Below are 25,725 nucleotides of genomic sequence, written 5' to 3'. Positions count from 1 at the left end.
AGCTTGGAAGATGAGAACCTAGATAGGAGTTAACAATGACAGAATCCGTGATTTGCCTGGGAGAATGCTTAATCGATCGCCTCTTTGAGGTTAGTAAAAATCCTCAAAAGGATGTAGAAAAGTGGACCGATTATCCTGGTGGAGCACCGGCTAACGTTGCTACTGCGATCGCCAAACTCGGCACCCCCACCCGCATGGTGAGCTGCTTGGGCAAAGACAACCTGGGTGACTGGCTGATTCAGGTTTTGCAAGATCAAGGCGTCGCGTGCCAGATCCAGCGATACGCGGATGCGCCGACTCGCATCGTGCTGGTGGAGCGAGATGAAACCGGCGATCGCACGTTTATTGGCTTCAGCAGCTCAGACCCCTCCGCCTTCGCCGATGCCCATCTCTCCCCAGAGTGGATTGACGCCATCGACTTCACCGGCGTGAGCTATTTGGTGATGGGCACGTTGGGACTGGCCTATCCGACCACCGCTCAAGCGATGGAGCGAGCCCGCGACAAGGCTCAGCAGACTGGTACGAAAATTGTGATTGATTTGAACTGGCGTTCAGTGTTCTGGCCTGACGCAGCGATCGCCCCTAAAACCATCCGAGCCTTTTTGCAAGCGGCTGATTTGCTCAAACTTTCTCTTGAAGAAGCCCAGTGGCTACTCAATACCGACTCTACTGGTGAAATATGCCAGCAGTTTCCTAACTTGCAGGCCGTGCTGCTGACCGATGGCGGCAATGGCAGCACCTGCACCACTCAGCACCACAGCATTTCCCTCCCGGCTTTTACTGTTGACAGCGTTGACACCACGGGGGCCGGAGATGCGTTTCTGGCAGGTTTTCTGCATCAGCTTGGCCAGCAGGGCTGGGACAGCCTGCAAGTTGCTGACAAGCTAGAGGAAATTTTGCGCTATGCCAGTGCAGTGGGGGCGCTGACGACGATGAAGCCGGGGGCGATCGCGGCCCAGCCTACGCCCCAGGATGTGGCTCAGTTCTTAGACTCTCACGTATTCCTCATGCCAAGAACTTATGCTGGAGGTTGTGATGCTGGCTGAAGCAAGTTCGCGGTCCTACCACCAGTACTCCATTGATCAGATTGCCGAACAACTCAAAACTGACCTGAACTCAGGGCTGACCGCCGAAGCAGTCGCCAACCGCTACGAAGTTTATGGCTGGAACGAGCTGCCCGTCAAACCGGGAAAACCCGCCTGGCTGAGGTTTTTGCTGCAGTTTCATCAGCCGCTGCTCTACATCCTGCTGCTGGCGGGAGCGGTGAAAGCATTTTTGGGCTCCTGGACCAATGCGGCAGTGATTTGGGGCGTGACGGTGATCAACGCCATCATCGGCTACGTGCAGGAAGCCAAGGCCGAAGGCGCGATCGCCTCTCTGGCTAAAGCCGTCACTACCGAAACTACCGTTTTCAGGGGCGGACAGATGCTGCGGGTGCAGTCCCAGGATTTGGTGCCTGGGGATATCGTACTGCTGTCGTCAGGCGACAAGGTGCCAGCCGACCTGCGGCTGCTGAAATCTCGCAATCTCCAGGTGGATGAGTCTGCCCTGACCGGAGAATCTGTGCCGGTGGAGAAATCCGTTCAGCCGCTGCCGCCAGAAACGCCCCTGGCCGAGCGGACTAACATGGCCTACGCCGGTAGCTTTACCACCTTTGGTCAGGGTACAGGACTGGTGGTGGCAACGGCAGGGGCCACTGAGGTCGGCCAGATTTCCCAGTCTATGGAGCAGCGAGTCAATCTGACAACTCCCCTGACCCGTAAGTTTGCAGCATTCAGCCGCACCCTGCTCTACTGCATCTTGACCCTGGCCACCCTCACCTTTGCCATTGGCCTGGGCCAGGGAGAATCCTGGGAGTACATGTTTGAAGCGGCGGTGGCTTTGGCGGTGAGTGCCATTCCTGAAGGGCTGCCCGCTGTGGTAACTATTACCCTAGCCATCGGCGTCAACCGTATGGCCCGTCGCCATGCCATCATCCGCAAGCTGCCCGCTGTGGAAGCCCTGGGCAGCGCTACGGTGATCTGTTCCGACAAAACCGGCACCCTGACTGAAAACCAGATGACCGTACAGGCCATTTACGCCGGGGAACAGACCTACCAGGTCAGCGGCAGCGGCTATAGTCCCAAGGGAGAGATCGGTCTGGGGTCCGGCGATGCCGCCGATAACTGTTTTTTGGCAGATCACTTACCGGATGCCTTGCGGGAATGTCTGGTGGCAGGTTTGCTGTGCAACGATAGCCAGCTCAAGCAAGAAGACTACTGGACGGTTGTGGGCGACCCGACGGAAGGGGCCTTGATTGCCGCAGCGGCCAAAGCAGACCTGAACCAGGCGAGAATGACGAGTTTAATGCCCCGGCTCGATTCCATTCCCTTTGAGTCTGAATATCAGTATATGGCGACTCTACACGATGCCCTCCCCCGGATCATTTACGTCAAGGGATCGGTGGAGGCCCTGCTGCGACGCTGCTCCCACCTCATGGCGGCATCGGGCCAGTCAATGCCCTTAGACCCGGTCGCTATTGAGCAGGCGGTTGCGGCCATGACCGCCAAAGGGCTGCGAGTGCTGGCCTTTGCCCGTAAGACGGTGGGCGATCGCCACCACGCCATCGACCACGAGGATATTCAGTCGGGCCTGGTGTTTCTGGGATTGCAGGGCATGATTGACCCGCCTCGCCCGGAGGCGATCGCCGCCGTTCATGCCTGCCAGTCTGCGGGCATCCAGGTGAAGATGATCACGGGCGACCACATTGCTACGGCCCAGGCGATCGCTCATCGCATGGGTATCCACCAGGCCGATCGGGTCTTTGCCTTTGAGGGTAAGCAGCTGGCGGCGATGGACGATTCCCAACTAGCCCAGGCCGTTATCGACGGGGATGTGTTTGCCAGGGTCGCCCCGGCCCAGAAGCTGCGGCTGGTGGAAACCCTGCAGCTCAAGGGCAACATCGTGGCGATGACCGGCGACGGGGTCAATGATGCCCCGGCCCTGAAGCAGGCCGACATCGGCATTGCCATGGGCAAAAACGGCACCGAAGTGGCGCGAGAAGCCGCTGACATGCTGCTGACTGACGATAACTTTGCTTCCATCGAAGCGGCGGTAGAAGAAGGGCGCACCGTCTACCAGAACCTGCGGAAAGCGATCGCCTTTCTCCTGCCCGTCAACGGGGGAGAATCCATGACCATTCTGATCAGCGCCCTGCTGGCTAGGGATTTACCCATTCTCTCCCTCCAGGTGCTCTGGTTGAACATGATCAACTCCCTCACCATGACGGTGCCCCTCGCCTTTGAACCCAAGTCCAACGGCCTGATGCAGCAACCGCCCCGCTATCCAGGAGAGTCGTTGCTGACCGGACGGCTCTTGCGCCGGATTCTGGCGGTTTCCTTCTTCAACTGGATTTTAATTTTTGGCATGTTTGAATGGGTCAAGGCGACCACGGGGGACGTGGCGATCGCTCGCACCATGTCCATTCAAGCTCTGGTCGCGGCCCGGATTATTTACTTACTGAGCATCAGCCAGTTAGGGACTAGCCTCCTGCATTTCCTCAGCCGTAAATCGGCATCCATTGCCAATGCCCCCATCTTGCTCAGCGGCATTTTGGCAGCTGTGGGACTGCAAGTGATATTTAGTCAGTGGGGCGTGATGAATACGCTCTTTGCAACAGCACCCCTAACTTGGAGGCAGGGGTTAATTTGCCTGCTGCCGATGGTGCCGATGGTGCCCTATGCAATTTTCGTCAATCAGATTGATGCACCCCGTCGTAATATGTGACTCGACTGCTATGGCTATCTAGGCCCTAGAGCCAAACTTGGAAAAAATTACATTTGAGCGGGAGGTGCCTTTGTACGTTCTGATTGGGGGCGCTGGCATGATGGGGTTGGAGTTAGCCAAGACGCTGCTGCACAGGGGGCACACTGTTGCCGTCATCGATACCGATGCTTCAGCCTGTCAGTATGCCCGCGAAAAAATTGGGGTCATGGCTTTTGAGGGCAGTGCCGTCAATACGACGACGCTCTTGGAGGCGGGTATTGGCAAAGCCAATATTGTCATCGCAGCCCTCCGAGAAGATGCCCTCAATCTGGCACTGGTGACACTTTCAAGGCACTACCAAGTTTCCCAAGTTGTTGTGCGAATGCGCGATCGCGATTTTGCTGAGCCTTATCAACTCGCCGGAGCGACCCACATCATCAGCACGACGGAACTGGCGATCAACCGAGTCGTCAATGCCATCGAGTATCCCCAAGTCGACGCCATGATGCATTTTGAGCAAGGGCAGATTGAGGTTCTCAAGCTGAGTATTCCCAAGGAATGCTACATCGTTGGGCGGAGCCTGGCTGAAATTGCCCAGGACCCTCGCTTTCCCAGTGGAACTCTAGTTATTGGCTATCAGGCCCATCTCCATGCAGATCTGGTGATTCCCAATGGCAGCACGGTTCTAGAAAGTGGTTCGACGATTTTAGCCGTCACAAAACCTGAACTCGTCCGACAAATAATCGACTTTATGGGGCTATGCTCCCCTTAATCATCTTTTAGAGACAGCAGCTTCTCATTTAGCGATTGCACGTATGCCTGAGTGGCTTCATCGGAGAGTAAGCCTTGACGCAAGGCATCGTTGATTGCACCTTTTTCAGCTAAGTAAAGACGCCGCAGGGTGCTGTCGAGGTAGTTTTGTTCTTCTAGGGTGTTAATGCCCTCTGCCAGGCGCTGGTTATAGAAGTCGCGTAGTTCTCGCTCGGAAGCCGCAACACGAGCTTGATAGGTTGCAAACAGCTCTTCATAGAGCGACTTGGGCAAGCTGCCAAACTGCAACAGATGCTGCAGTTCCTCTTGGGCCGCTTTTGCCGTGATCATATTGAGCTGCAGCGCTTCCAGGCGTTGGCGAATGACGGAGGGGGTCGATAAGCGCAGTCGTTTGACCAGCCACGGCAAGCTTACCCCTTGTCCCACCAGAGACACTAACACGGTGCTAAACACCAGGGTAATGACTTCAGGCCGATTCGGTAGCGTCAGCGGCAGGCTGATGGCTAGAGCCATCGAGAGGGAGCCTTTGACGTTCCCAGCGATTAGCACATGCTGCCAGCGTAGCGGCAAGGGGCGATCAAAAAATCGCAGCAAGAACAGTAGCGGATAAATTGTCAGGATCCGACCCATTTGGTACGCCCCCATTGCCAAGAGCGCGGCTGGGAGCGCCTGAACCAGAATTCGAGGATCGACCTCAATGCCGACCAGCAAAAAGATGAAGGTATTGACCCCAAACCCGGCATACTCCCAAAAGTTCAACAGGGTAACGCGGGTTGAGGCTGACGTGCGGCGAAAGCCCAAAGTACCGATCACCAATCCCGCAATCACGACCGCGATCGCGCTCGACACCCCCAACGCCTGCCCAATCTGAAAGGTGCCTAACGACACCGCCACCGTCAGCAGAATACTACTGAGGGCATCATCTAACTGGCGAAACAGACCGACGCAGAGATAGCCCAAGCCAACCCCCAGAATACCGCCGCCGATAAAGGCGATCGCCACCTGCTGGATACCGCCGCTCAGGCTGAAGGAGCCTTCCAAATGAATCGTTGTAATCAGACTCAGCAACACCAGCGCAATCCCGTCATTGAAGAGACTTTCCCCTTCCACAATGGTGGTGAGGCGGGCCGGCACAGGAATTCCTCGAAACGCCACAATCACCGAAACGGTATCCGTAATGGTCAAAATCACCCCTACCGCCGCCGCCGTAATCCAGGGCAGGTCTAACCAGGTTTGGAGCAAAGCTGAGGTAATCACCGCCGAGAGGATGACCCCCGGCCCGGCCAATAAGGCAATCGGTTTGAGGGTGCTCCGCAAACGGCTGATATCAGTATTGACGGCTGCCTCAAAAATCAAAATTGGCAGAAACAGATTCAGAATCACATCTGGATTGAGCCCAATTGCCTCAGGGAGAGCCTGCTTGGTAATCGCCAGTCCGGCCAACACCAGCCCCACAACATAGGGAATTCGCAGCCACCGAGTCACCAATGCAACGCCAGTGGCCACCAACAACAGCACAATTAGCGTATTCACCAGGCTGGTAATTTCCCCGATTGGCAGAGCCAGGGATTGCGCTTGGGCCAAGAGAGGTTGGGTATTTGCCAGCAGAAAATTTGACACAAAAGCTCCCTTTAAAGTGACAATTGCAGCGATGCTGCAAAAAGCTTACCGCTTCGTTTGTCACATAGCAGACCGAGCGGGCAGAGATATGGCTGAATGTCCCTATATGGGATTTTCCCAACTTTCGTGACCTGCGACAGCCGGGGTAAGGGCACCCGGCTTTTGGGGTTTGATTGACTGGGATTTTCAGTTAGAACATGTGCGCATGCAGCACTTCCACTCCACAGAGATAGGCGATGCCTGAATAGTCGTCGAAAAACTTAGCTGCGATCTCATCCGAAATCTTCACGGCCATATCCCGATTGGGAGTGAGCACCTCGAGCTTGATATTTGAGTAGGTGTCGCTGACGGTGGGTTGTCCTGACGAGCGCACATTGCGGCTGCCTTTGCCGCCAGCGTCTACCACCGTATAACCAGTGGCCCCGGCTGCATCAATGATTTTGGCAAGCTTCTTCAGCAGTACCCTTTCCGTAACGATGACGAGTTTGGTGGCTTGTTGGGTCATGTGTGTTACCTCTCGACGTGTGTATTAATTGATCTGTGCAAAAACTTAGGAACTTAGGAAAACGGCAGCACCGCGCACTATCGCGCTGATCTAGCCGCTGCGCTAGTCGCTGGGCCGGAGCACCAGCAGACCATACTCCCTCTAGGTTCAGCCGCCCAGCGCCTGGGCCAGCCCAATGAAGAGTGGTATTCCCAAGGCAAGCGCCACTGGCGTACCGACGGCTGTGGACGAGCCGATGTAGGCAGAGGGATTAGCCGACGGGATACCGGCTCGTAAAGTGGGTGGCCCTGAGATGTCTGAACTGGAGGCGGCAATGACGGCTAGGATGACGACGCCGCCAAGGCTGAATCCTGTAGTGACGTGGGCAATCATGCCGAAACCGAAGGCGATGATCCCATGCAGCAGCGGTGCTATTAAGGCATATAGAGCGTACCAATGGCCCACTTTGCGCAGCTCGCTGATCCTTGCAGCTGCCTCCATACCCATTACCAGCATTAGTATTGAAAGTAGGCCGCGGAAGAGAGGATTGAAGAAGCTCTCATAGACACTTTCTGGCCGGGTCAGTACACCTAGAGCGAGGCCGAGCAGCAGTGCCGATAGGGCAGATCCCTGGAGACTTTCCTTGACGATAGGCCATATCTCAACCTGTTTGTCTGCGGCGTCCTGCTCTTTGGGATATCCACCTGCGGTAATGCGCTGCTCTCTGGGATATCCACCTGCGGTAACGGGCTGCTTGCTGAGATACTCCTGTTTGCTGATAACCTCATCTGCCCTGCTACGCTGCTTGCTGAGATAAACGCTGGCCAAGACAATCGCCGTCACAAGCGCCGGGATGTCCATAAAGGGATAAAGTGCAGCGGCCCAGGCTTCGTATTCGATGCCTTCTGTTTCCAATAAGGTTAGGGCGGCGGCGAGGGTTGAGCCACTGACGGCACCGAACAAGCCTGCGGTGGCAATGGCATCCACGGTTTTGACTTTCGGCAGCCTGGCCAATGTGTGACGCCCGATGAACACGATTAGAATCCCCGTCACCACGGCAAATAGGGCAGGCAACAGCATCTCCGCCAGATTGGCATTGCGGATCGCAATGCCGCCGCTCAGGCCAACTTTTATGAGCAGCATGAAGACAATGAACTTATAGATCGCATCTGGAATTTGCAGTCGGCTATTGACGGCGGCAACGACCATACCACCAATTAGAAAGCCAAGTGTCGGGGACTGCAACTTCGCCAGGAAGAGCGTCAAGAAATCAGATAAGAAATCCACAAACAAATACCTCCTTCCGCCTCCTCTCACGAGGAGTGATTATTGTGACAAGTGAGCTTAAAAAGTTAAAGAAAGAAGGGTGAAGCGCTTCACCCCTACAACACAGGTGTTACGCAAGAACCTGTCAACAGGGTGTTCAGAGGTGGCTGTTCTCTGAACGGGGCAGGGAAACAAAGCTGTCCCGTACCTTTTTCAATAGACTTAAATCTATTGAAGATTAACTTTGCATATGTATAAGTCTATCTTAAAAATGCGTTTCAATTTGCGCCGCATAGCACGAATCAAAAACGAATGCTAAATGCAATTCATAAGTTTTTCTTTTATTCGGCAGCTTTTGGCCCATATCTGATTAATGTAAATAGCGATCGCAGATTTTTCTCTATCTCTTGCTGTTGGGCACCAAAGGCTCAGTCAACTCACACAGCGATCGCAGCCAAATCACACCCAAGATGTGACGCGACTGCGATCGCTGACCGATCACACACCTGTTTATCGGCAGCAGCAAAATTTTAGAACTACTTCAGAACTATTAACGACTCAACGACAGAATGCCCTAATCTACCTGCAGTGCCGGGGGTTTGGGTGGGTTGATGGGTTCAATCGGAGCGCTGCAGCGAGCAGCGTTGACCCAAAAGACTGATAGCAACAAGCTGACGCAGCAGCCAGTTAGAAAAATCCAGCCGTGAGAAGGTTCTAAGACACAGAGCAAACGGCGGTTACTGCCATATACCTGTACAACCCAGCCTTCGTTAATATCCAGTTCGGGTTGCGACTGTTTTGATTCAAACTTATCCATGATTTCCGCTTTATACCTATCGTGTGTATTGCCTACAGGACAAGGCCTGTATCGCACGGAACACCTGCTCAAAGTTCACCTGTGTGTTGGTAGCGTATTCAGAAACAAGATCACAGCTTTGAGTGAGCCAAATCTAGTTCATAGCCAAAAGTCTATGCTTTTGCTAAACACCATATTGTTTAGTTTATGCAATTGTTTTGCAGACGAGCGGTTTTTTATGAAAGATTGCCTCAAATTTGCAAACCCATTGTATAAGGCTGGCTTATGTACGACGTTTTCCTGAAATATTGCCTTTTCTTCTGTACATGCAGTCTTCCATTACTAAGATCAAGAGGCACTTTTCACTAATCGTCTGATCTCAGCAATCTTGGATTATGTTTAGTTCCTTCTCGCAGATATCAACAATGGCCCTTATTCCCCACGGTCACTGTTATCTGTGGCAAACTTCCCTGGTGAGCCTGCATGTGATTGCAGATGGACTCATTGCCCTAGCGTATTACTCAATTCCGCTGATTCTGGTCTACTTTGTGCGCCGCCGTCAGGATATTCCTTATCCAGAAGTTTTTTGGCTGTTCAGCGCCTTTATTGTTGCCTGTGGGACCACCCATCTGATGTCCGTATGGACTCTCTGGCATCCCGATTACTGGGTATCAGGGCTGATTAAGGGCATCACCGCAATTGTCTCCCTGGGAACAGCCGCCACTTTAATATCCATCGTGCCGCAAGCTCTAGCCCTTCGTAGTCCTGCTGCCCTTGAGGCAGCTAATCAGCGGTTAGCGCAAGAAGTGGCCGAACGCAAATCTTTGCAGCAGGAAGTTGAAGCCCGTGAAGCCCTTCTGACCGCCTTCTTCGAGGCCGCTTCGAGTGCAGATATTGGCCTTTGTATTATTGACGATCGCTGGCGCTACCGCCAAATCAATCAGGCCCTAGCGGATATAAATGGTGTTCTGGCAGAGCAGCATTTGGGCCAAACTATTGCTGAAGTGCTGCCTGACTTAGCTCCAGTGGTGACTGAGGTTTTAGAAGAGGTCAAACAAGTCGGTCAGGCCGTTAATCGGGAAGTGATCGGAGAAACGCCAAAACTGCCGGGAGTCAAGCGCTATTGGCTGGCTTCTTACTTTCCCATTTTAAATCCTGAGCAGATTGCTACCGCCTTTGGCATTGTGGTGGTCGAAGTTAGTAAGCTGAAGCGCATGGAGCAAACCTTACAAACCGTCAATCAGAACTTGGCTCGCTCTAACCAAGAACTGCAGGATTTTGCCTACGTCGCCTCTCACGATTTGCAAGAACCTCTGCGAAAAATTCAGGCATTTGGCGATCGCCTACAGACCAAATACAGTCAGGCACTGGGGGAAAAAGGGCAGGACTATCTGCGCCGCATGAATAATGCCTCCCAGCGGATGCAAACGCTGATTCAGGATTTGCTCATGTTCTCTCGGGTGACAACCAAAGCTCAGCCCTTCACCGCCGTTAATCTCAACACGGTGGTGCAAAATGTGTGCTCTGATTTAGAAATGCGAATTGAGCAAACTCAGGGTCAAATCGAAATTGATGAGTTAGGCACAATTGAGGCCGATCCCTTGCAAATGCGGCAAATGTTTCAAAATCTGATTGGCAATGCTCTTAAGTTTCATCGACCTGATGTACCGCCCAAGGTCAAAGTAGATCAGAGCGTTCAGGATCCCGCTAATCCCTTCATTCGGCTCCAAATTGCAGACAATGGTATCGGATTTGAGCCAAAGTATCTTGACCGCATTTTTATTCCGTTTCAGCGCCTACATGGCCGCTCAGAGTATGAGGGAACTGGTATCGGCCTGGCCATCTGCCGCAAAATTGTCGAACGTCATGGCGGTCAAATTACAGCCAACAGCAGGCCAGGTGAAGGAACTGTTTTTACTGTGACCTTACCCAAGCAGCAAACCCCGTAGAATACTTCTATCCCTTATTCTTCGTTTGCATGACCAATGTGCCTAGCGGCGATCCAGTCCCTATTTTGATGGCTGAAGATGATGAAGACGATCGCTTATTGACCCAAGAAGCCCTAGTGGAAAGTCGGCTGGCCAATCCACTCTATTTTGTCAATGACGGTGAAGAACTGCTGGATTATCTACATCATCGCGGGGCCTATCAAGATCCAGCTCTATCACCGCGTCCCGGTTTGATCTTGTTAGACTTGAACATGCCGAAGAAAGATGGGCGTGAGGCCTTACTGGAAATTAAGGCTGATTCGCATCTGCGACATATTCCTATCATTGTGATGACCACTTCTCAGCAGGAAGAAGATATTGTGCGCTCTTATTCACTAGGGGTGAACTCATTTATCGTCAAGCCTGTTACCTTTGAACAACTGGTTGAAGTAATCAAATGCATTGGCCGCTACTGGTTTGAGATTGTGGCCCTCCCCTCTAGAGAGATTTGAGATGATCGATAACGCTATTAGCGTCTTACTAGTCGAAGATGATGAGGATGACTTTTTTTTAATTCGAGATCTGCTAGATGAGGTACGAGAACAGCAGTTTCAGCTTGACTGGGTACCTACTTTTGAGCAAGCAGCCACCAGAATTGAGCAGCAGCGTCACGATGTTTATCTCGTAGACTATCGGCTGGGTCAGCATGATGGGCTAGAACTGCTACAGATGATCCAGCAGCGGCAATATCATGCTCCGGTGATTATCTTGAGCGGGCAAGGCGATCGCGAACTGGACATTGCCGCCTTGCGATCGGGGGCCGCTGACTATCTCGATAAAGCCTATCTTCAATCTTCTTTGCTAGAACACTATATTCGAGCATCGATTGAGCGCAATCGCGCCCTGAGAGCGCTGCGGGACAATGAACAAAAATATCGGCAGCTATTTGAGCAGGAGAACCGTCTGCGCGAGGAGCTGTCTCGCTCCAATGAGGCTTTAGAAGACTTTGCCTATATTGCGTCTCATGATTTGCAGGAGCCACTGCGAGCCATTGGCGGCTATACGCAGCTGCTCAACAACGAGTATGCCGATAGGCTTGACGCCACTGCCTCAGAATATATGGACTATATTCTCAACGGCACTCGGCGAATGCAGAGTTTGATTCAGGATCTGCTCACCTATTCGCGGGCCGGCAGCGACAGTCATCCCTTTAGCCTCTTTGCCTGCCGCCAGGCCGTTGAGGCCGCAATGAGTAACTTGCAGTCTGTCATTCAGGAAAACCAGGCCGCAATTGAAGTCGATTCCCTGCCTCATTTGCTTGCAGACTATTCTCAGATTGTGCAGCTCTTTCAAAATCTGCTGAGTAACGCCCTCAAATTTCGCCGCGACGTGCCGCTGCAGATCCAGATTAAAGCCCAACCTACTGAACACCAGCAGTGGCTGTTCAGCGTGGCAGATAACGGTATTGGCATCAAGCCTGAGTATTTCGATCGCATCTTCAAGATCTTTAAGCGCCTGCATACCCAACGAGAGTTTCCGGGCACCGGGGTTGGGCTTGCCCTTTGCAAAAGGATCGTAGAGCAACACAACGGTAAAATTTGGTTAGACTCTGAGCCTGGTGTGGGCACCACCTTTTATTTCACCCTAGCCCAGACTCCTTCTAAAACTGCTGCTGTAGCTGCTATCAATTCAGACTAAGAGACATGATAGGCGAAACCAACAAATACTTGAATATCCTGCTGGTTGAAGACTCTGCAAGTGATGCCGCCCTAATTCGCAGGGGGTTAAGTCAGAGTAAAATTAAGAACCAAACTCACTGGCTAGAAGATGGTGAGCGAGCGATCGCCTATTTGAGACAACAGGAGCCTTATACCAAAGCGCCTCGTCCAGACCTCGTTCTCCTAGATCTCAACTTACCCCGACTAGATGGGCGCGAGGTCTTGCATCAGATCAAATCTGATCCTGACCTAAAAGAGATTCCCGTCATTGTCATTACGACTTCAGCAGCCGAAAAAGATATTCAACAGTCCTATCTGCTCTACGCCAACTGCTACATCGTTAAGCCGTTTGACGTGCAGAGTTTCTTGCAGATGATACAGACAGTTGACAGCTTTTGGCTGAGGACTGCTGCTCTACCTTCCCAATAAGTCAACTATGACTCAGACTCCTTTTTCGATTTTAGTTGTTGAAGACAGCCCCAGCGACGCTAATTTACTGCATCAAATTTTCTCGCAGTCAGGCTCGGAGCAGTGGCGCTTAGTCTTTGTAGAACGCCTCAGCGAAGCAATTGATACCGTTCAGCAGCAGTCTTTTGATTTAGCGCTGTTAGATCTGTTTTTACCTGACTCTGATGGCCTCAATACCGTTATCCGGTTTCGCGAAGCCGTTTCTCACGTACCTGTCATCGTCCTCACGATTGCTAATGATGAAAAGCAAGCGCTACAGGCAATCAATCAGGGGGCACAGGATTTTTTAATTAAGGGCGAAATTACCCCTCAGTTACTGATGCGATCGATTCGCTATGGGATTGAGCGAGGACGCCTTACGCGGCAGCTACAAGTAGCCAATACGGAACTCGAAGCCTTTAGCTATTCTGTTGCGCACGATCTCCGAGCACCTCTGCGGGCCATTGAAGGGTTTAGCCAAGCATTACTTGAAGACTGTGGTTCTCAACTAAATCCTACGGGAATTGATTACGTAGATCGAATCCAAACCAGTGCTACTCGCTTAGGCAATTTAATTGAAGACTTACTCGCTTACAGTCGCCTTAGTCGAGCTGAAACGCCCGTAGAACCTGTTGATGTAGGCGTAGTGATATCAACGGCGCTTTCAACGTTGGAACATTCCGTGCAGCAGTCTCAAGCGCAAATTTTAGTTGAACAGCCCCTGCCAACTGTGATGGCTCATAAGCCAATTTTGCTCCAAGCGTTTCTGAATCTAATCTCCAACGCAATTAAATTTGTTCATCCCAAGGTTCAGCCTCAGATTCGGATCTGGGCAGAAGTTTTAGAGTCATGGCATAGCGAGTCCTTTCAGCCTGCTACTTCTCGTATGGCGCGGCTTTGGATTGAAGACAACGGCATTGGTATTCCTGAAGCGCAGCAGGAGCGAATTTTTGGCGTCTTTGAACGATTACACGGTTCTGAGTCTTATGCCGGCACTGGCATTGGCCTAGCGATCGCTCGCAAGGCGGTCGAAAAAGTAGGCGGTGAGGTTGGCGTTGAGTCGCAAGCGGGAAAGGGCAGCCGCTTTTGGATTGATTTACCGCAGGCCAGATCCTGAATACCCCAGTCTATCAATAGCGATCGCGCCGTACCGTTTTGACAACGCGATCGAACTGCCACTTACAGCATAGGTATAATCAGGCCGTGCCAGTGGGCTAGCAGCGCCATTTCTAGGCCGGGGGAGTCCGTAAACTGCTGCTGGTCGAGGCTGCGCAAAGCGTCTTGAGCTACCTGATCTGGACTGAGGCACTGGGCCATCGCCGTCACCTGCGCCTGCTCAGGCTAAGCGCGATCGGTCACATTTTGCTAGTCAAGGATCTTCTCATTTGCTCTTATATTTCAAGCTAACCTGATCTACCTTTGACTGCTTTTGATTAGTTGTAACATCTGTCGCCGTGAACAAGAACTCAGCATTGAGTTCTCCTTCCGTATAGTCCTTACCATAACCACTAGATTTAGTTAATCCGACATAATCATTAATAGTTATTGTTTTCTTGTCTGCTTCTCTTTTAACATTAAGCTCTTTGTTGTTAGCTTTTTCTGGTGGGCCATCGTCCTGTTGAACGCCGTAAGTATTAACAGCTTTGTTTAACTTTTCAAACAAACTACCGTTATTATCCTCTAGCTTGACCACATACCTTTCAGTTTGATCATAAATATTTTTGGTCTTTCCATGAGTTTGCGCCCAATCTGTATACCCTTTATCCGTTCCTCTGCCATACCAGGCTTTTACCTTTCTTTCCAACCTAATATTTTCAACATCCTCACTCTTGTCTACTTTGACAACATGCTGACTATTAACTGTTTTCTTCAGAAAATTATCTGACTTGTTAGTTACGCTATGACTTATATTTGTTATTTTTCGGCTCAACAGGGGAACCTCTGTTGAGCTGATTTTTGCTACAGGCTGCGTGCTTTTTGAAATTACTTCATTACCCTTTTGCTGCACAACGTGTGTCAGTTCATGAGCAATTAGCTCTCGACCACTACGACTACTGGTGTTATATTCGCCACGCTTGAAAAATACATGATCGCCGATAGTAAATGCCCGCGAGCTTAAAGAGCGATTTAGTTTATCTGACTGACTATCTGTATGAACTTTTACACGGCTAAAGTTGGCTCCTATGAGCCATCCCATCGATTGTTGTAAATTTTGATCTAAAGGTTTTCCTTGGCCTTTAGCGTGATTGATGGAAGTTTCTAATGCTGTAGACGCCTGACCACCGTCTACAGCTCGCTGCGCTTGGATGATTGGCTGACGCTGCAACTCTTCTCTACCAGCTAGACCAAGACGCTGGATAGTTTTACGGCCAATCGGTGGTTGGGTTACTGGTGCATTCATTTGACGCACGACTTGCTTAGCGACCCGATCGGCTTCTTGCTCATACTTATCGCCCGCTTGACCAATTGTTAGCTTGGGTTGCAGAATTATTCCCTGACTTGAACCAGATTCCTGAGCCGCCAGCGATCGCATCACATTGTCCGTCATTGTCCCCCAGCCACGCTCTGACGCTGCTTCTGGCTGAGTACCCGACTCCTGTTTTGCCTGAGCCAAAGGTTTTGATTTGTCAGCAGCAGATTTCGATCGCGCTAATGAAGATTTCCAGGAAGACTTAGGTGCGTAAGTTTTCATGGGAGACTCCTAATAAAGATAAGCTGCGGAAGCAATCAGGCCGAGAGCGGTACAATCTCTAGAGATCATTTTCTCTACATTTTGACCACAACTAAAAATAACCTAAAGGAATTGCCGTAAAAGTTTGCACAGCGCTAGCGTTAATCGGCCTCATTTTTATGAACCGAGATTCTGTGTTACCTCCCGATTCATCAAATCTAGCTACCTTATTTCAGAGCTTCGATCGCCTCAGAACTTATCTAGAAGCTTATATCCAAGGCAAAGCGGAGAATCTTTCTGCCGAGGGCTTACTTGTAGACTTAGCGCAGTTTGCCGCTTTAGGCCAGCAGTTTCATCTATCTGAGTTTGAGCAAACCATCTTATTGCTGACGGTAGCGCTGGAGCTAGAACCCAACTTTCAGGCCCTCTGCGCCCAAGTGCAGGGCGATGCTAGCAGACCCTATGCCACTCTGGGACTGGCTCTTTCAATATTTCCTAATGCCGACTGGTCGGTTCTGTCACCGCAAAATCCGCTGCACCACTGGCAGTTGATTCAGACTGAGCCAGGGCCGTTGCTGACCCAAAGCCAAATTAACATCGATCGCCGCATTCTTTGCTATCTGCTGGGCGAGCCTGCGATCGCCTCTGAGCTAGCCAATCTGGTGCTGCCCGCTGTAACCGATACCAATACGCTGCCGCCATCCTACCGGGCGATCGCTGCGCAGGTCGCCGACACCTGGTCTGCAGCCGTGGAGAGTCAGCCTTGGCCGCTAATTTTCCTGACAGGAATAGAGATGACGGTGAGCCACCATATTGCGCAAGCGGCCTGCGATCGCCTGGGTTTGCAGCTTTGGGTCTTACCTGCCGCCGTCTTACCCACCAGTTCCTCTGACTTGAGCCAGCTGCAGCGGCTGTGGCAGCGAGAAGCTATCTTGACCCACAGCGCCCTGCTGCTGGACTGCGAAACCGCTGCTTCGACTGAGCCGGGACAGGAAACCGCGATCGCCCTTTTCTTGGAAGCCCTCAGCACGCCGGTAATTATTAGCAGCCGCGATCGCCAGCCGCGCCTGCGCCGCCCGCTGCTTACTTTCACCGTCCCGCCCCTACCTCATACCGAACAGACGGCTCTTTGGCAGGCCCATCTGGGCGAGACTGCTGATCTCAATGGCACTGTAAACCTTCTAGCCAGTCAGTTTCAGCTCAGCCCTGTCGCCATTCAGAGCGTTTGTGAGCAATTCAAAATCCAAAATGCAAAATGCAAAACTGGCACAGAAGGGGCTTCCGGCCAAAGTTTAGAGCCGGGAATGCAAACTCACCTGTGGACGCTTTGCCGCCTGCAGGCTCGCCCCAGCCTGGAGGATTTAGCCCAGCGTATTGAGGCAGTGGCGACCTGGGAGGACTTGGTGCTGCCCGATCGCCAGCGGCAGCTACTTAGGGACATGGCCGCTCACCTGAACTATCGCGCTCAGGTGTATCAGAGCTGGGGCTTTGCGGCCAAGGGCGATCGCGGTCGGGGTATTAGCGCTCTGTTTTATGGAGACAGCGGCACCGGCAAGACGATGGCGGCGGAGGTGCTGGCCCGCGCCTGCTGCCTAGATCTCTATCGGATTGACTTGAGTATGGTGGTGAGTAAATACATCGGCGAAACGGAGAAGAATCTGCGGCGTATTTTTGATGCGGCGGAAACCGGCGGCGTCATTCTGCTGTTTGATGAGGCCGATGCCCTATTTGGCAAGCGATCGGAAGTGAAGGACAGCCACGATCGCCACGCCAACATTGAAGTCAGCTATCTGCTGCAGCGGATGGAGTCGTATCAGGGCCTCGCCATTCTCACCAGCAATCTCAAGGACAGCCTAGACAAAGCCTTTCTGCGGCGGCTGCGATTCATGGTGCCTTTTCCCTTTCCGGATGCGGCCGCCCGCAGTGAAATCTGGCGGCGCGTCTTCCCGGCCCAAACGCCAATTCAGGATCTAGATTATGACAAGCTGGGGCAGCTCAAAGTGGCGGGCGGCAATATCCGCAATGTGGCCCTCAATGCGGCCTTCTTAGCGGCTCAGTCTGAGCAGCCCGTGAGCATGAACCACATTCGACAGGCGGCTCAGCGAGAATATTTGAAGCTAGAACGGCTCTTGACCACTGAGGAAATTAGGGGCTGGGAAAGAGACAGTTTGCCCTGATTGTAAGATTCATGGTCACTTTGGCTATTACTGGCCGGGTAGTTTGGTTTCAGACTGCAGTGCGATCGCCCCTTTGCCCAAGTCATCACCATCCGTAGTGAGAGTTGACCCCGCTATGCGGCTTAACTCTGAGCCGACATTTTTTCAGTAAAAAAATTGCCTACCTTAAAAAGCGCAATTAGTCACTGAGCTACGTCACCAATTTTGTATAGTTATGCTTTCTAAAAGGCAGTTTTATCAAGAAGCGTAATATTCTTTCATTGACGTTGCCTTTGAGTATTAAGGATTGTCAAAAACCTGATGCGGGCGATCGCGTAATGACTTAGCTTTTGTACGGAAGCCCTTTTGTCTGCGAGGCATATCAATGCTGGATGCAGCCCTGCTTTTTTTCCAGGAAGCACTCAATAACTACATCAAAATTAGGACGGGCGGCCAAAAAGAGAACGCCGTGCAGTTCGCTGAAATTCAGCCTCCCAGAGATATCGTGATGCAAAATAATGCCGTTACGATGCTGCTGGTGAATCTAGAAGAGGAGCGAATTTTTCGCGCCGGTGCGGCTCAGGTCAATCGCTTAGGAAATAGGGCTGATCAAGCCGCAATTTCTAATCTCTGTCTCAACTTTCATTTGCTGTTTATTGCCAATTTCAAAGAGTATGTGGAAGGATTAAAAATCTTATCCTTAGTCTTAAAATTTTTTCGCAGCTATCGCCTGTTTGATCAGCATCGTTTTCCTGCCCTGGACACGGAAATTCAGCAGCTTTCAACTGAGCTGGTCAACCTATCTTTTATGGAACAGAGTGAGCTATGGCGGTCTTTAGAAATGCCCTGCAGTCCCTCAGCGCTCTACAAAGTGAGAATGCTGGTCTTCCAGGAGACTGAAGCTGATGAAGTGGAAATTGGAGCCGAGTTAGGACTCATTCAGACCGTGACCTCGCAAATCTAAGAACAGGGCCATGCACTACCAGCCTTACCTCAGCCTGAAGCTGCTCCATCGCTATTACCAAAAGCAAGCCTGCCCGGATTTTGTCATTGAGCCAACGGCGGTCTGTCAGCGTTGGCTGCGCGGTCACCGCTTCATTCTCAAGCCGCGAGAAAACGGCCTGCAGATGCTCGTACCGTTGGTGTCTGATCAGCCTATGATCCCCCTGGCCGAGCCTCTAAACTTGACTTTTCTGCTCAAGCTTAAAAATCCGGCCTTTGTCAGCTTTACTCAGCTCGATCCTCAGTATCGCACTGGCCGCAGCCTCTACGTTTTTAGTCATGGCGTAGGCAGCCCCGCCGATACTTTAGAGCTAACGGCGACGGTGCTGCAGCGAGAGGCCCTGAGTCGTCCCGTTGAGCAGCAAACTGCCTTAGAAAGGCGCTGTAGCGCGATCGCTGAGCTGCATGCCCTGCGCCGCAGCGCCGTCTTTGGCGTGGTTGAGATTCAGGCCGAGGCTTGGCCGTCAGATTTGAGCCAGCCCCGCGATTTTACCCTTACGTTTCAGGCCAAGCAGCAAACCTGGACCTACTACCTAATTGCCAGCCAGCGGTCAGCGGCTGAGGAGTTTTCAATTCAGGACAAGGCGACTGAAATCAGCTTTACCCCAGCAGCGATCGCGCCGAGGGATCGGGTCACGGCGGCAATTCAGCAGCGCTTTCCCCAAAGTCAGCCAATTTTGCTCAAGTCTGCGGCTCCGGTGGCCTGCCAAGAAGCGGGCCGACCCAATCTGCAGCTTTTTCGCCAGGGTCATACCCAGCCCTGGATTCCCCATTTGCCCAACCCACCCAATCAGCACGGTACCCAGGTGATTAACGTGCTGGAAGATGTCTAACTGCCTGCCTCGACTAACATTGCCCCCACTGCCAAAACTGCCTCAAGGAGCCTAGTATGTCTACCTACAAAACCCCTAATGTTTACGTTGAGGAGGTCGCCACTTTGCCGCCGTCGGTGGTGCCGGTGGCGACGGCGGTACCCGCCTTCATTGGCTGTACTGAGAAAGCGGGTGCCAACGGCGAATATCTGGGTCGGCCCGTCCGCATCAGCTCAATTCTCGACTACACCACCATCTTTGGCGGCGCTGAGGCCACCGACTTCACCGTCACCCTAGACGAGAACGAGCAGATTACTCAGATTACGGCAGGCGAGGGTAGCGCCGTCACGCCCGCCTATCTGCTGTACTACATGCTGCGCCTGTTTTTCGACAATGGCGGCGGGCCTTGCTACGTGGTATCAATTGGGGACTATAGCGAGCTGCCCAGCAAGGATAAGTTTGCTGAAGGGCTGGCCGCTGTGCGCAAAGAAGATGAGCCGACGCTGATTTTGCTAACAGATGCGGTGAATCTGCCTGACCCGGTGGACTACTACGACCTGTGCCAGAGCGTGCTGCGGCAGTGCAACAGCCTCAAGGATCGGTTCGGCATTTTTGATGTTCTGGCGAGCGATCGCGATACCAACAGCATCGGCGCGGGGTTTAGGCAGGGCATTGGCACCGAATATCTCAAGTATGGAGCGGCCTATTACCCCTACCTGCAGACCTCCCTCACCTACCACTACACCGACGACTCCGTCACCCTCAATCGCCCCGCAGACGCCACGACAACCGCTAGCGCCTCGGTCGGGCAGTATAGCACCGGCAATAACGGCCTGCGGATTACCTACAGCGGCCCCCAGTCAGACAATCCCCGACTCAGAATCACCGTCACCGATCGCCAAAGCATCGCCGTAGAAGCGGTTGAGGGCGTCCTAACTATTCGCTTGCCCAGCGCCGGAGCCACCGCCGCTGATGTCTTAGCGGCCTCCACCGGCGTCGGTAACTACAGCCTCGCAGTCAACGGCACGGGCACAGCGACCCTCAGCACCCCCCTAGACGAAACGCCCCTCACCTATACCGCCAGCAGCACCAGCATTACCCTTGCCAACCCCTCCATCCAAACCGAAAATACCCAGCTTTACAACACGCTCAAAACGGCCCTCAACAGCCTGCGCGTGGTCTTGCCGCCCAGCGCCGCCGTGGCCGGGGTTTACGCCAAGGTCGATCGGGAGCGGGGAGTCTGGAAGGCACCGGCTAATGTCAGCCTAGCCTCAGTTATTGGCCCCACTGAGAAGATCACCAATGAGGAACAGGAAAACCTCAACGTCGATCCGACAGCGGGCAAGTCGATCAACGCCATTCGCAGCTTTACCGGTAAAGGCACCCTGATTTGGGGTGCCAGAACCCTAGCGGGCAACGACAACGAGTGGCGCTATGTGCCGGTACGCCGCCTCTTCAACCTGATTGAAGAATCGACGCAAAAAGCCACCAATTTCGTGGTCTTTGAGTCCAACAGCGCCATCACCTGGCTCAAGGTTAAAACCATTATTGAAACCTACTTAGAGGGACTGTGGCGGCAGGGAGCCTTAGCCGGAGCGACCCAGGCAGAAGCCTACTTCGTCAGCGTAGGTCTAGGCCAAACCATGACCGAGCAGGACATTTTGGAAGGGCGCATGATCATCGAAATTGGCATTGCGGCGGTGCGCCCGGCGGAATTTATTATCCTGCGGTTTTCCCACAAGCTGCAGCAGGCTTAGAGATTTCCTAACCCGTTGATTTCTTGCTAAAAGGAGCTATTCAGTATGGCCACTTCTGTCGATGACATTCGCAATAAATACCCAATTCCGGTCTTTTACTACCGGGTCACTATTGGCGGCGAGGACTCGATCGCTTTTTCCGAAGTTTCCGGCCTCAGCCTTGAGTACGAAACCATTACCTATAAAGACGGCCTCAGCTACCGCGACGGCGCTAAGCACATGCCGGGTTTAGGTACGCCGGTGAACTTGACGCTACAGAAGGGCATCGTCAAGGCCGATAGCTATCTGTTTGACTGGATTAGCACCATCCAGCTCAACACCGTGGAAAAACGGGACGTGCGGATTGACCTGCTGAATGAAAACGGTGAGCCGACGGTTTCCTGGACGGCTCAGGATGCCTTTCCTAAAAAGCTGGATGCTCCTTCCTTCAATGCCTCTAGCAATGAGGTGGCGATCGAAAGTTTGGAGCTGATGGCAAGCAAGCTCACGGTCAGTAATCCATCTATCTAATCCGTCTATCTAAACCGAGTCCCCACCTATGGTGAACCCTTTTGCCACCCCTGAGCTGTCTCTGACCGAGGCCCCGCCCGTCGGCTTTTATTTCACGGTGGCCTTTCTGGTCGGCGGCTTTCTGCCCAACCTGCTGGATATTCGCTTTCAGCGAGTCTCCGGCATGACCTCAACCATTGAAGCGACGGAAGTCAGAGAAGGGGGTGAGAATCTGTTTAGCCATCGCCTGCCTACCCGCGTCACCTATGACAATCTGGTGCTGGAACGGGGCATGGTGATTGGCTCAGCTCTAAATGTGGAGTTCAACGTCGCCATGAGTACCTTGCGGTTTCAGCCCGGTAATGTGCTCGTGGCGCTGCTCAACGCCAAAGACATTCCCATTGCTGCCTGGCTGTTCCAAAAAACCTATCCGGTTAAGTGGTCTGTTTCAGACCTAGATGCCAACCAAAGCGCGGTGGTGATTGACACGATGGAGCTGGCCTACAGCCGTTTTCAAAGCCTGAGGATATAGTGATGCCGGTTGAAATTCGAGAGCTGATTATCCGCACCACCGTGGTCAACAACGGCGGCGAGCAGGGGGATGCTGGGACAGCCAGCAGCGGCGGCGATGAGGCGATTATTGCCGCCTGCGTGGAGCAGGTTTTACAAATTCTAGAGCGCCAGCGAGAGCGATGATTTGGGGAAAATTAGAAAAACTAAAAATTAAGTCGTATCTGGCGGATAAACGGCAGGAGGGCGGCATTTTCTACGCCTTGAATAAGACCTATGAGGTGATGTTCAACCCAGAGTCTTATTCTTTCCGCTACGAGAACGAATTTCAGAAGTATCAGGGCATCAATACGGCAGGCCGGACGGCCCGTTATTCTCTGTCGCGATCGCGCACCCTGTCTCTTAAGTTCATCATCGACGACTCTAGCGCCACCGCAGGGTTAGCCGCTGGCGGCCCCTCCATTTCACTGGGCAAGTTTTCTATTCGCAAAACTATCCATGACCGGGTCGAGGAATTTCTCGATATTGCCGCCCGCATGGATGGCGATATCCACGCGCCGCGCTACCTGAAGCTGGAGTGGGGCGATCTGATTTTTGACTGTCGGCTGCAGTCTGTCGATGTCAGCTACACCCTGTTTAATCGCAGCGGCACCGCGATTCGGGCCGAACTGGACGCTGTTTTTCTAGAAGACTTAAATCTGGAAAAGCTGGCCAAGCTGACGAACAAAAGCTCCCCTGACCTAACCCATACGCGCACCGTGACTGGCGGCGATACCCTGCCGATTATGGCCCATCGCATCTACCGCGATCCCACCTACTACATGCGCGTGGCCCAGGCCAACCGGCTCAACAACTTTAGAAACCTCCGGGCCGGGACGACGCTCAATTTTCCGCCGATTAAAAATACTTAGTTAGCAAGCTGCCCATGACCGGTGTTGTCACCGCCACCATTTGGAATGTGCAGGGTCTGCAGGAAACGCAGATGGACCCCCACTACAACCTCCTGGCCATTGACATTTTGCAGGAGGTCAATCGCATTCCCACAGCGCAGCTGGTGCTGCTGAGCGGCGGCGATCAGCAGCCCTTTGAAATTAGCGATACTGATTTTTTCAAGCCGGGTCAAAAGATTAGGATTCAGCTGCGCTACGAAGAAGAGGCCGACGAAACAGTTTTTAGCGGCCTGGTGGTCAAGCACGGCATTCAGATCAATCGCCAAAAAACCATCCTGACGCTCTATCTCAAGGACGCCGCCATCAAGCTCACCCGGCAGCGCCGCAGCGCTATTTTTCGGGAAAAAGACGACATCGCCATTATCAAAGATATTCTCAGCGCCGCCGTCAGTCAGGATCAGCAAAAAAATATTCAAGACCTGAGCCTGGGCACATTCACGCCGACCAAAACCGCGATCGCCCACGGGGAAATGGTGCAGTTTTACTGTACTGACTGGGACTTCATCCTGGCGCGAGCTGAGGCCAACGGTCTTTGGGTGCTGGTTAGCGAGGGCGAGATTAGCGTCCAGCAGCCTCAAAGCCTGGGCGGTCAGCCCGTCACCCTGGTTTACGATCCTGGCCTAATCTACGACCTGGAAATTGAGGCCGACATTCGCGATCAGTTTGAGGCGACAGAGGCGATCGCCTGGGCTAGTCCCAGCCAAGCCCTGACCGAGGCTCAGACGGCAGACGAGTACGCGCTGGAGCTGTCTAACCTCGATCCTGCCGCTCTTGGCCCGCTGGTGGGGGCCGGTCAGCGCCAGTTGGTCAGCGGGGCGGAACTCGTGCCAGCAGAGGCCAAAGCCTGGGCCAGCGCCCACGCCCTCAAGAGCCGCCTATCGATGCTCCGGGGCCGCATTCGCCTGGCCGGCCAGGCGGGGCTGCGCGTAGGCGACGCGCTGCAGCTGGAAAACTTTGGCGATCGCTTCAACGGCACTACGCTAATTACCGGCGTCCGCCACCGGGTAAATGAGGCAGGCTGGCAGACAGATATTCAGTTCGGCCTTTCAGCGGCTCCCTTGGCGACCCGTGACGACGTGATGGCGGCTCCGGCTAGCGGCCTGCTGCCAGCGGTGCAGGGTTTACAAATAGGCATTGTGCAGCAGGCCGATCTAAAAGACGAGCTGCGGGTGCAGGTGCAGATCCCGCGCCTCACCCCCACCCCCAACCTCCCGGCTGAGAAAAATGACGGTCTGCTCTGGGCGCGGCTGGCCACGCTGGAGGCGGGCCTAGCCGCGGACGGCAAGCCGGGACGGGGGACGATGTTTCGCCCGGAAAAGGGAGACGAGGTGATTTTGGGCTTTCTCAACGACGATCCGAGGCAGGCCGTCATCCTGGGAGCGCTCTACAGCGATAAAAATAAGCCGCCCGTGCCGGTGGCTGCCCAGAACAATCAGCGCGGCATCTTTACTAAAGAGAAACTGAAGCTGGCTTTCAGCGATCAAGATAAATCAATTCGTTTGGAAACGCCCAATACTAATCGCATCATCCTGATTGACGAAGACGGCGCGATTTATATCGTCGATGAAAACAATAACCAGCTAACAATGAACGCAGACGGAATTCAAATCAGTAGCGATCAGGATATTACGATTAGCGCCAAAGGCAATATGACGCTGCAGGGGAAACAGGTCGATGTCAACTGAGTTATCAAATCCCAAAAAGCCTTCATTTTTGGGCAGAGGCTGGGGCTTTCCGCCCGCTTTTAGCCGTCAGGCCGGAGCCAAAATGGTGGCGGCAGAAACGGATATTTTGCAGAGTTTAAAGATCATTCTCTCCACCCGACCGGGAGAGCGGCTGATGCAGCCAGACTTTGGCTGCGAGCTGAGTCAGTTTCTGTTTGAAGAAATGAGTCAGGCCGTGATTACCAGCATTCGCAGCGTGGTTGCCGATGCGCTGCTCTATCACGAACCGCGGATTAAAGTTGACCGAGTTGATGTGGATGCCAGTCAGGCTGAGGCCGGACTGTTGCTGATTCAAATTGACTACACGGTGCGGCAAACCAATACGCGATCGAACCTGGTTTATCCCTTTTATCTCAACGAGGCGACGGGATTTTAACAGCCTCAATTGACCTGAATAAAAACGCCAAAATCTGCTTTTAACCTGATTAAAATTCCGATAAAAATGTCTGACTATATTCTGATTGACGGCGACACGGTTAATTTTAATACCGCTTTTGGCCTAGCCACCGTAGTTGTGCAGCCAGGCACTCTCAGCGGCAGCGGCAAAAGCAGCCTTAACGGTAAGGCCATTTGTATTGAGGGGGACGAAGCCAACGTCTCAGTGGCGGGCTGCAGCTACGTCACCAGCACCCACTCAATTGCGGGCAGCGGCACCCTGAAAATCGACGCCCTCGGCAGCGATCAGGTGGCGACGAAGACCCAGAGCGCCGGACAGCCCGTCTTGCTCAAAGGCAGCCTGTTTACGGCCAAGTTTGAGGTTCAGACTCCGGCCCAGCAGCCCCCGCCTGGGGCTGGTTCGCCGACGCCGGATGCCAATCTGTCCTATCCGGGGAACGGCACGTTTACCACCACCAACACCCAATGGACGGGCACTTAGACC

The 25,725-nt window shown here is 53.0% G+C and carries 25 protein-coding genes and 1 pseudogene; 20 read left to right on the top strand and 6 right to left on the bottom strand.

From position 1 onward, the window contains the following. Positions 1 to 35 precede the first annotated feature (35 nt). From QJQ48_RS20145 to QJQ48_RS20135, 3 genes are all read left to right on the top strand, one after another. Positions 36 to 1,046, top strand: coding sequence for a carbohydrate kinase family protein (locus QJQ48_RS20145; RefSeq protein ID WP_346293042.1), 1,011 nt, complete (start codon positions 36 to 38; stop codon positions 1,044 to 1,046). Continuing rightward, a complete protein-coding gene (locus QJQ48_RS20140) occupies positions 1,021 to 3,765 on the top strand; it encodes a cation-transporting P-type ATPase (RefSeq protein WP_346293041.1) in 2,745 nt (914 codons plus the stop codon). Before QJQ48_RS20145 ends, QJQ48_RS20140 begins: the two co-directional genes overlap by 26 nt. A 70-nt stretch (positions 3,766 to 3,835) precedes the next feature. Then, a complete protein-coding gene (locus QJQ48_RS20135) occupies positions 3,836 to 4,516 on the top strand; it encodes a potassium channel family protein (protein ID WP_346293066.1) in 681 nt (226 codons plus the stop codon). Here QJQ48_RS20135 and QJQ48_RS20130 read toward each other — a convergent pair. The 4 genes from QJQ48_RS20130 to QJQ48_RS20115 form a co-directional block, all read right to left on the bottom strand. Then, positions 4,513 to 6,099, bottom strand: a complete 1,587-nt coding sequence (locus tag QJQ48_RS20130) for a cation:proton antiporter (RefSeq protein WP_346293065.1) — start codon at positions 6,097 to 6,099, stop codon at positions 4,513 to 4,515. The genes QJQ48_RS20135 and QJQ48_RS20130 overlap by 4 nt on opposite strands. A gap of 226 nt (positions 6,100 to 6,325) precedes the next feature. Continuing rightward, positions 6,326 to 6,640, bottom strand: a complete 315-nt coding sequence (locus QJQ48_RS20125; protein WP_346293040.1) for a P-II family nitrogen regulator — start codon at positions 6,638 to 6,640, stop codon at positions 6,326 to 6,328. A gap of 147 nt (positions 6,641 to 6,787) precedes the next feature. Then, positions 6,788 to 7,906, bottom strand: a complete 1,119-nt coding sequence (locus tag QJQ48_RS20120; RefSeq protein WP_346293039.1) for a sodium-dependent bicarbonate transport family permease — start codon at positions 7,904 to 7,906, stop codon at positions 6,788 to 6,790. A gap of 553 nt (positions 7,907 to 8,459) precedes the next feature. Next, positions 8,460 to 8,702 (bottom strand): hypothetical protein, encoded by a 243-nt coding sequence (locus QJQ48_RS20115; protein WP_346293038.1) that lies wholly within the window; start codon positions 8,700 to 8,702, stop codon positions 8,460 to 8,462. A 374-nt stretch (positions 8,703 to 9,076) separates the two neighbouring features. Between QJQ48_RS20115 and QJQ48_RS28465 the strand changes: the two are divergent. The 6 genes and pseudogenes from QJQ48_RS28465 to QJQ48_RS20090 all read left to right on the top strand — a co-directional run. Further along, a pseudogene (locus QJQ48_RS28465) lies at positions 9,077 to 9,424 on the top strand (hybrid sensor histidine kinase/response regulator); the annotation flags it as partial. Then, positions 9,419 to 10,630 carry a sensor histidine kinase gene (locus QJQ48_RS20110; protein WP_487247701.1) on the top strand — a complete coding sequence of 404 codons (1,212 nt, stop codon included), beginning with the start codon at positions 9,419 to 9,421 and terminating at the stop codon, positions 10,628 to 10,630. The pseudogene QJQ48_RS28465 and the gene QJQ48_RS20110, both read left to right, overlap by 6 nt. Before the next feature lie 29 nt (positions 10,631 to 10,659). Beyond that, entirely contained in the window at positions 10,660 to 11,121 is a 462-nt protein-coding gene (locus QJQ48_RS20105; protein ID WP_346293036.1) for a response regulator, read from the top strand. A gap of 1 nt (position 11,122) precedes the next feature. After that, the gene (locus QJQ48_RS20100; RefSeq protein WP_346293035.1) at positions 11,123 to 12,307 is read left to right on the top strand and encodes a sensor histidine kinase; all 1,185 of its coding nucleotides are present in this window, start codon (positions 11,123 to 11,125) and stop codon (positions 12,305 to 12,307) included. Between the two features lie 5 nt (positions 12,308 to 12,312). After that, positions 12,313 to 12,756 (top strand): response regulator, encoded by a 444-nt coding sequence (locus tag QJQ48_RS20095; protein WP_346293034.1) that lies wholly within the window; start codon positions 12,313 to 12,315, stop codon positions 12,754 to 12,756. Positions 12,757 to 12,763: 7 nt separating this feature from the next. Continuing rightward, positions 12,764 to 13,891, top strand: a complete 1,128-nt coding sequence (locus QJQ48_RS20090; protein ID WP_346293033.1) for an ATP-binding protein — start codon at positions 12,764 to 12,766, stop codon at positions 13,889 to 13,891. Positions 13,892 to 13,953: 62 nt separating this feature from the next. Here QJQ48_RS20090 and QJQ48_RS20085 read toward each other — a convergent pair whose 3' ends face one another. Together QJQ48_RS20085 and QJQ48_RS20080 are read right to left on the bottom strand one after the other, a co-directional pair. After that, positions 13,954 to 14,091: a hypothetical protein gene (locus QJQ48_RS20085; RefSeq protein WP_346293032.1), complete on the bottom strand. Its 138-nt coding sequence runs from the start codon at positions 14,089 to 14,091 to the stop codon at positions 13,954 to 13,956. 64 nt (positions 14,092 to 14,155) lie between these two features. Further along, a complete protein-coding gene (locus tag QJQ48_RS20080; protein ID WP_346293031.1) occupies positions 14,156 to 15,466 on the bottom strand; it encodes an eCIS core domain-containing protein in 1,311 nt (436 codons plus the stop codon). Between the two features lie 158 nt (positions 15,467 to 15,624). Here QJQ48_RS20080 and QJQ48_RS20075 point away from each other — a divergent pair, with 158 nt between their 5' ends. The 11 genes from QJQ48_RS20075 (at position 15,625) to QJQ48_RS20025 (ending at position 25,722) form a co-directional block, all read left to right on the top strand. Beyond that, on the top strand, positions 15,625 to 17,622 hold the full coding sequence (locus tag QJQ48_RS20075) for an ATP-binding protein (protein ID WP_346293030.1): 1,998 nt from the start codon (positions 15,625 to 15,627) through the stop codon (positions 17,620 to 17,622). A 364-nt stretch (positions 17,623 to 17,986) separates the two neighbouring features. Continuing rightward, positions 17,987 to 18,565: a Pvc16 family protein gene (locus tag QJQ48_RS20070; protein WP_346293029.1), complete on the top strand. Its 579-nt coding sequence runs from the start codon at positions 17,987 to 17,989 to the stop codon at positions 18,563 to 18,565. Positions 18,566 to 18,575: 10 nt separating this feature from the next. Further along, complete coding sequence (locus QJQ48_RS20065) at positions 18,576 to 19,436, top strand: hypothetical protein (RefSeq protein ID WP_346293028.1); 861 nt, start codon at positions 18,576 to 18,578, stop codon at positions 19,434 to 19,436. Positions 19,437 to 19,492: 56 nt separating this feature from the next. After that, positions 19,493 to 21,172, top strand: coding sequence for a phage tail sheath C-terminal domain-containing protein (locus QJQ48_RS20060; RefSeq protein WP_346293027.1), 1,680 nt, complete (start codon positions 19,493 to 19,495; stop codon positions 21,170 to 21,172). 45 nt (positions 21,173 to 21,217) lie between these two features. Beyond that, on the top strand, positions 21,218 to 21,682 hold the full coding sequence (locus QJQ48_RS20055) for a phage tail protein (RefSeq protein WP_346293026.1): 465 nt from the start codon (positions 21,218 to 21,220) through the stop codon (positions 21,680 to 21,682). Between the two features lie 28 nt (positions 21,683 to 21,710). Beyond that, positions 21,711 to 22,193 (top strand): phage tail protein, encoded by a 483-nt coding sequence (locus QJQ48_RS20050; protein ID WP_346293025.1) that lies wholly within the window; start codon positions 21,711 to 21,713, stop codon positions 22,191 to 22,193. Positions 22,194 to 22,195: 2 nt separating this feature from the next. Then, positions 22,196 to 22,357, top strand: coding sequence for a DUF5908 family protein (locus QJQ48_RS20045; RefSeq protein WP_346293024.1), 162 nt, complete (start codon positions 22,196 to 22,198; stop codon positions 22,355 to 22,357). Then, positions 22,354 to 23,082, top strand: a complete 729-nt coding sequence (locus QJQ48_RS20040) for a CIS tube protein (RefSeq protein WP_346293023.1) — start codon at positions 22,354 to 22,356, stop codon at positions 23,080 to 23,082. Before QJQ48_RS20045 ends, QJQ48_RS20040 begins: the two co-directional genes overlap by 4 nt. Before the next feature lie 14 nt (positions 23,083 to 23,096). Beyond that, on the top strand, positions 23,097 to 24,806 hold the full coding sequence (vgrG, locus tag QJQ48_RS20035; protein WP_346293022.1) for a type VI secretion system tip protein VgrG: 1,710 nt from the start codon (positions 23,097 to 23,099) through the stop codon (positions 24,804 to 24,806). Beyond that, complete coding sequence (locus tag QJQ48_RS20030; RefSeq protein WP_346293021.1) at positions 24,796 to 25,221, top strand: GPW/gp25 family protein; 426 nt, start codon at positions 24,796 to 24,798, stop codon at positions 25,219 to 25,221. Before vgrG ends, QJQ48_RS20030 begins: the two co-directional genes overlap by 11 nt. A 66-nt stretch (positions 25,222 to 25,287) precedes the next feature. Next, on the top strand, positions 25,288 to 25,722 hold the full coding sequence (locus QJQ48_RS20025) for a hypothetical protein (protein ID WP_346293020.1): 435 nt from the start codon (positions 25,288 to 25,290) through the stop codon (positions 25,720 to 25,722). Positions 25,723 to 25,725: the final 3 nt, after the last annotated feature.

The sequence above is a fragment of the Sphaerothrix gracilis Ecp01 genome (assembly GCF_030405905.1).
Lineage (GTDB): Bacteria > Cyanobacteriota > Cyanobacteriia > Phormidesmidales > Phormidesmidaceae > Sphaerothrix > Sphaerothrix gracilis.
The sequence above is the reverse complement of the archived record's forward strand: the minus strand, read 5'-3'. Positions and strand labels throughout refer to the sequence as shown.

Coding starts and splice junctions, on each gene's coding strand:
- QJQ48_RS20145 (WP_346293042.1), top strand. CDS start 36: ATGACAGAATCCGTGATTTGCCTGGGAGAATGCTTAATCGATCGCCTC.
- QJQ48_RS20140 (WP_346293041.1), top strand. CDS start 1,021: ATGCTGGAGGTTGTGATGCTGGCTGAAGCAAGTTCGCGGTCCTACCAC.
- QJQ48_RS20125 (WP_346293040.1), bottom strand. CDS start 6,640: ATGACCCAACAAGCCACCAAACTCGTCATCGTTACGGAAAGGGTACTG.
- QJQ48_RS20115 (WP_346293038.1), bottom strand. CDS start 8,702: ATGGATAAGTTTGAATCAAAACAGTCGCAACCCGAACTGGATATTAAC.
- QJQ48_RS20105 (WP_346293036.1), top strand. CDS start 10,660: ATGACCAATGTGCCTAGCGGCGATCCAGTCCCTATTTTGATGGCTGAA.
- QJQ48_RS20100 (WP_346293035.1), top strand. CDS start 11,123: ATGATCGATAACGCTATTAGCGTCTTACTAGTCGAAGATGATGAGGAT.
- QJQ48_RS20095 (WP_346293034.1), top strand. CDS start 12,313: ATGATAGGCGAAACCAACAAATACTTGAATATCCTGCTGGTTGAAGAC.
- QJQ48_RS20090 (WP_346293033.1), top strand. CDS start 12,764: ATGACTCAGACTCCTTTTTCGATTTTAGTTGTTGAAGACAGCCCCAGC.
- QJQ48_RS20085 (WP_346293032.1), bottom strand. CDS start 14,091: ATGGCCCAGTGCCTCAGTCCAGATCAGGTAGCTCAAGACGCTTTGCGC.
- QJQ48_RS20080 (WP_346293031.1), bottom strand. CDS start 15,466: ATGAAAACTTACGCACCTAAGTCTTCCTGGAAATCTTCATTAGCGCGA.
- QJQ48_RS20075 (WP_346293030.1), top strand. CDS start 15,625: ATGAACCGAGATTCTGTGTTACCTCCCGATTCATCAAATCTAGCTACC.
- QJQ48_RS20070 (WP_346293029.1), top strand. CDS start 17,987: ATGCTGGATGCAGCCCTGCTTTTTTTCCAGGAAGCACTCAATAACTAC.
- QJQ48_RS20065 (WP_346293028.1), top strand. CDS start 18,576: ATGCACTACCAGCCTTACCTCAGCCTGAAGCTGCTCCATCGCTATTAC.
- QJQ48_RS20060 (WP_346293027.1), top strand. CDS start 19,493: ATGTCTACCTACAAAACCCCTAATGTTTACGTTGAGGAGGTCGCCACT.
- QJQ48_RS20055 (WP_346293026.1), top strand. CDS start 21,218: ATGGCCACTTCTGTCGATGACATTCGCAATAAATACCCAATTCCGGTC.
- QJQ48_RS20050 (WP_346293025.1), top strand. CDS start 21,711: ATGGTGAACCCTTTTGCCACCCCTGAGCTGTCTCTGACCGAGGCCCCG.
- QJQ48_RS20045 (WP_346293024.1), top strand. CDS start 22,196: ATGCCGGTTGAAATTCGAGAGCTGATTATCCGCACCACCGTGGTCAAC.
- QJQ48_RS20040 (WP_346293023.1), top strand. CDS start 22,354: ATGATTTGGGGAAAATTAGAAAAACTAAAAATTAAGTCGTATCTGGCG.
- vgrG (WP_346293022.1), top strand. CDS start 23,097: ATGACCGGTGTTGTCACCGCCACCATTTGGAATGTGCAGGGTCTGCAG.
- QJQ48_RS20030 (WP_346293021.1), top strand. CDS start 24,796: ATGTCAACTGAGTTATCAAATCCCAAAAAGCCTTCATTTTTGGGCAGA.
- QJQ48_RS20025 (WP_346293020.1), top strand. CDS start 25,288: ATGTCTGACTATATTCTGATTGACGGCGACACGGTTAATTTTAATACC.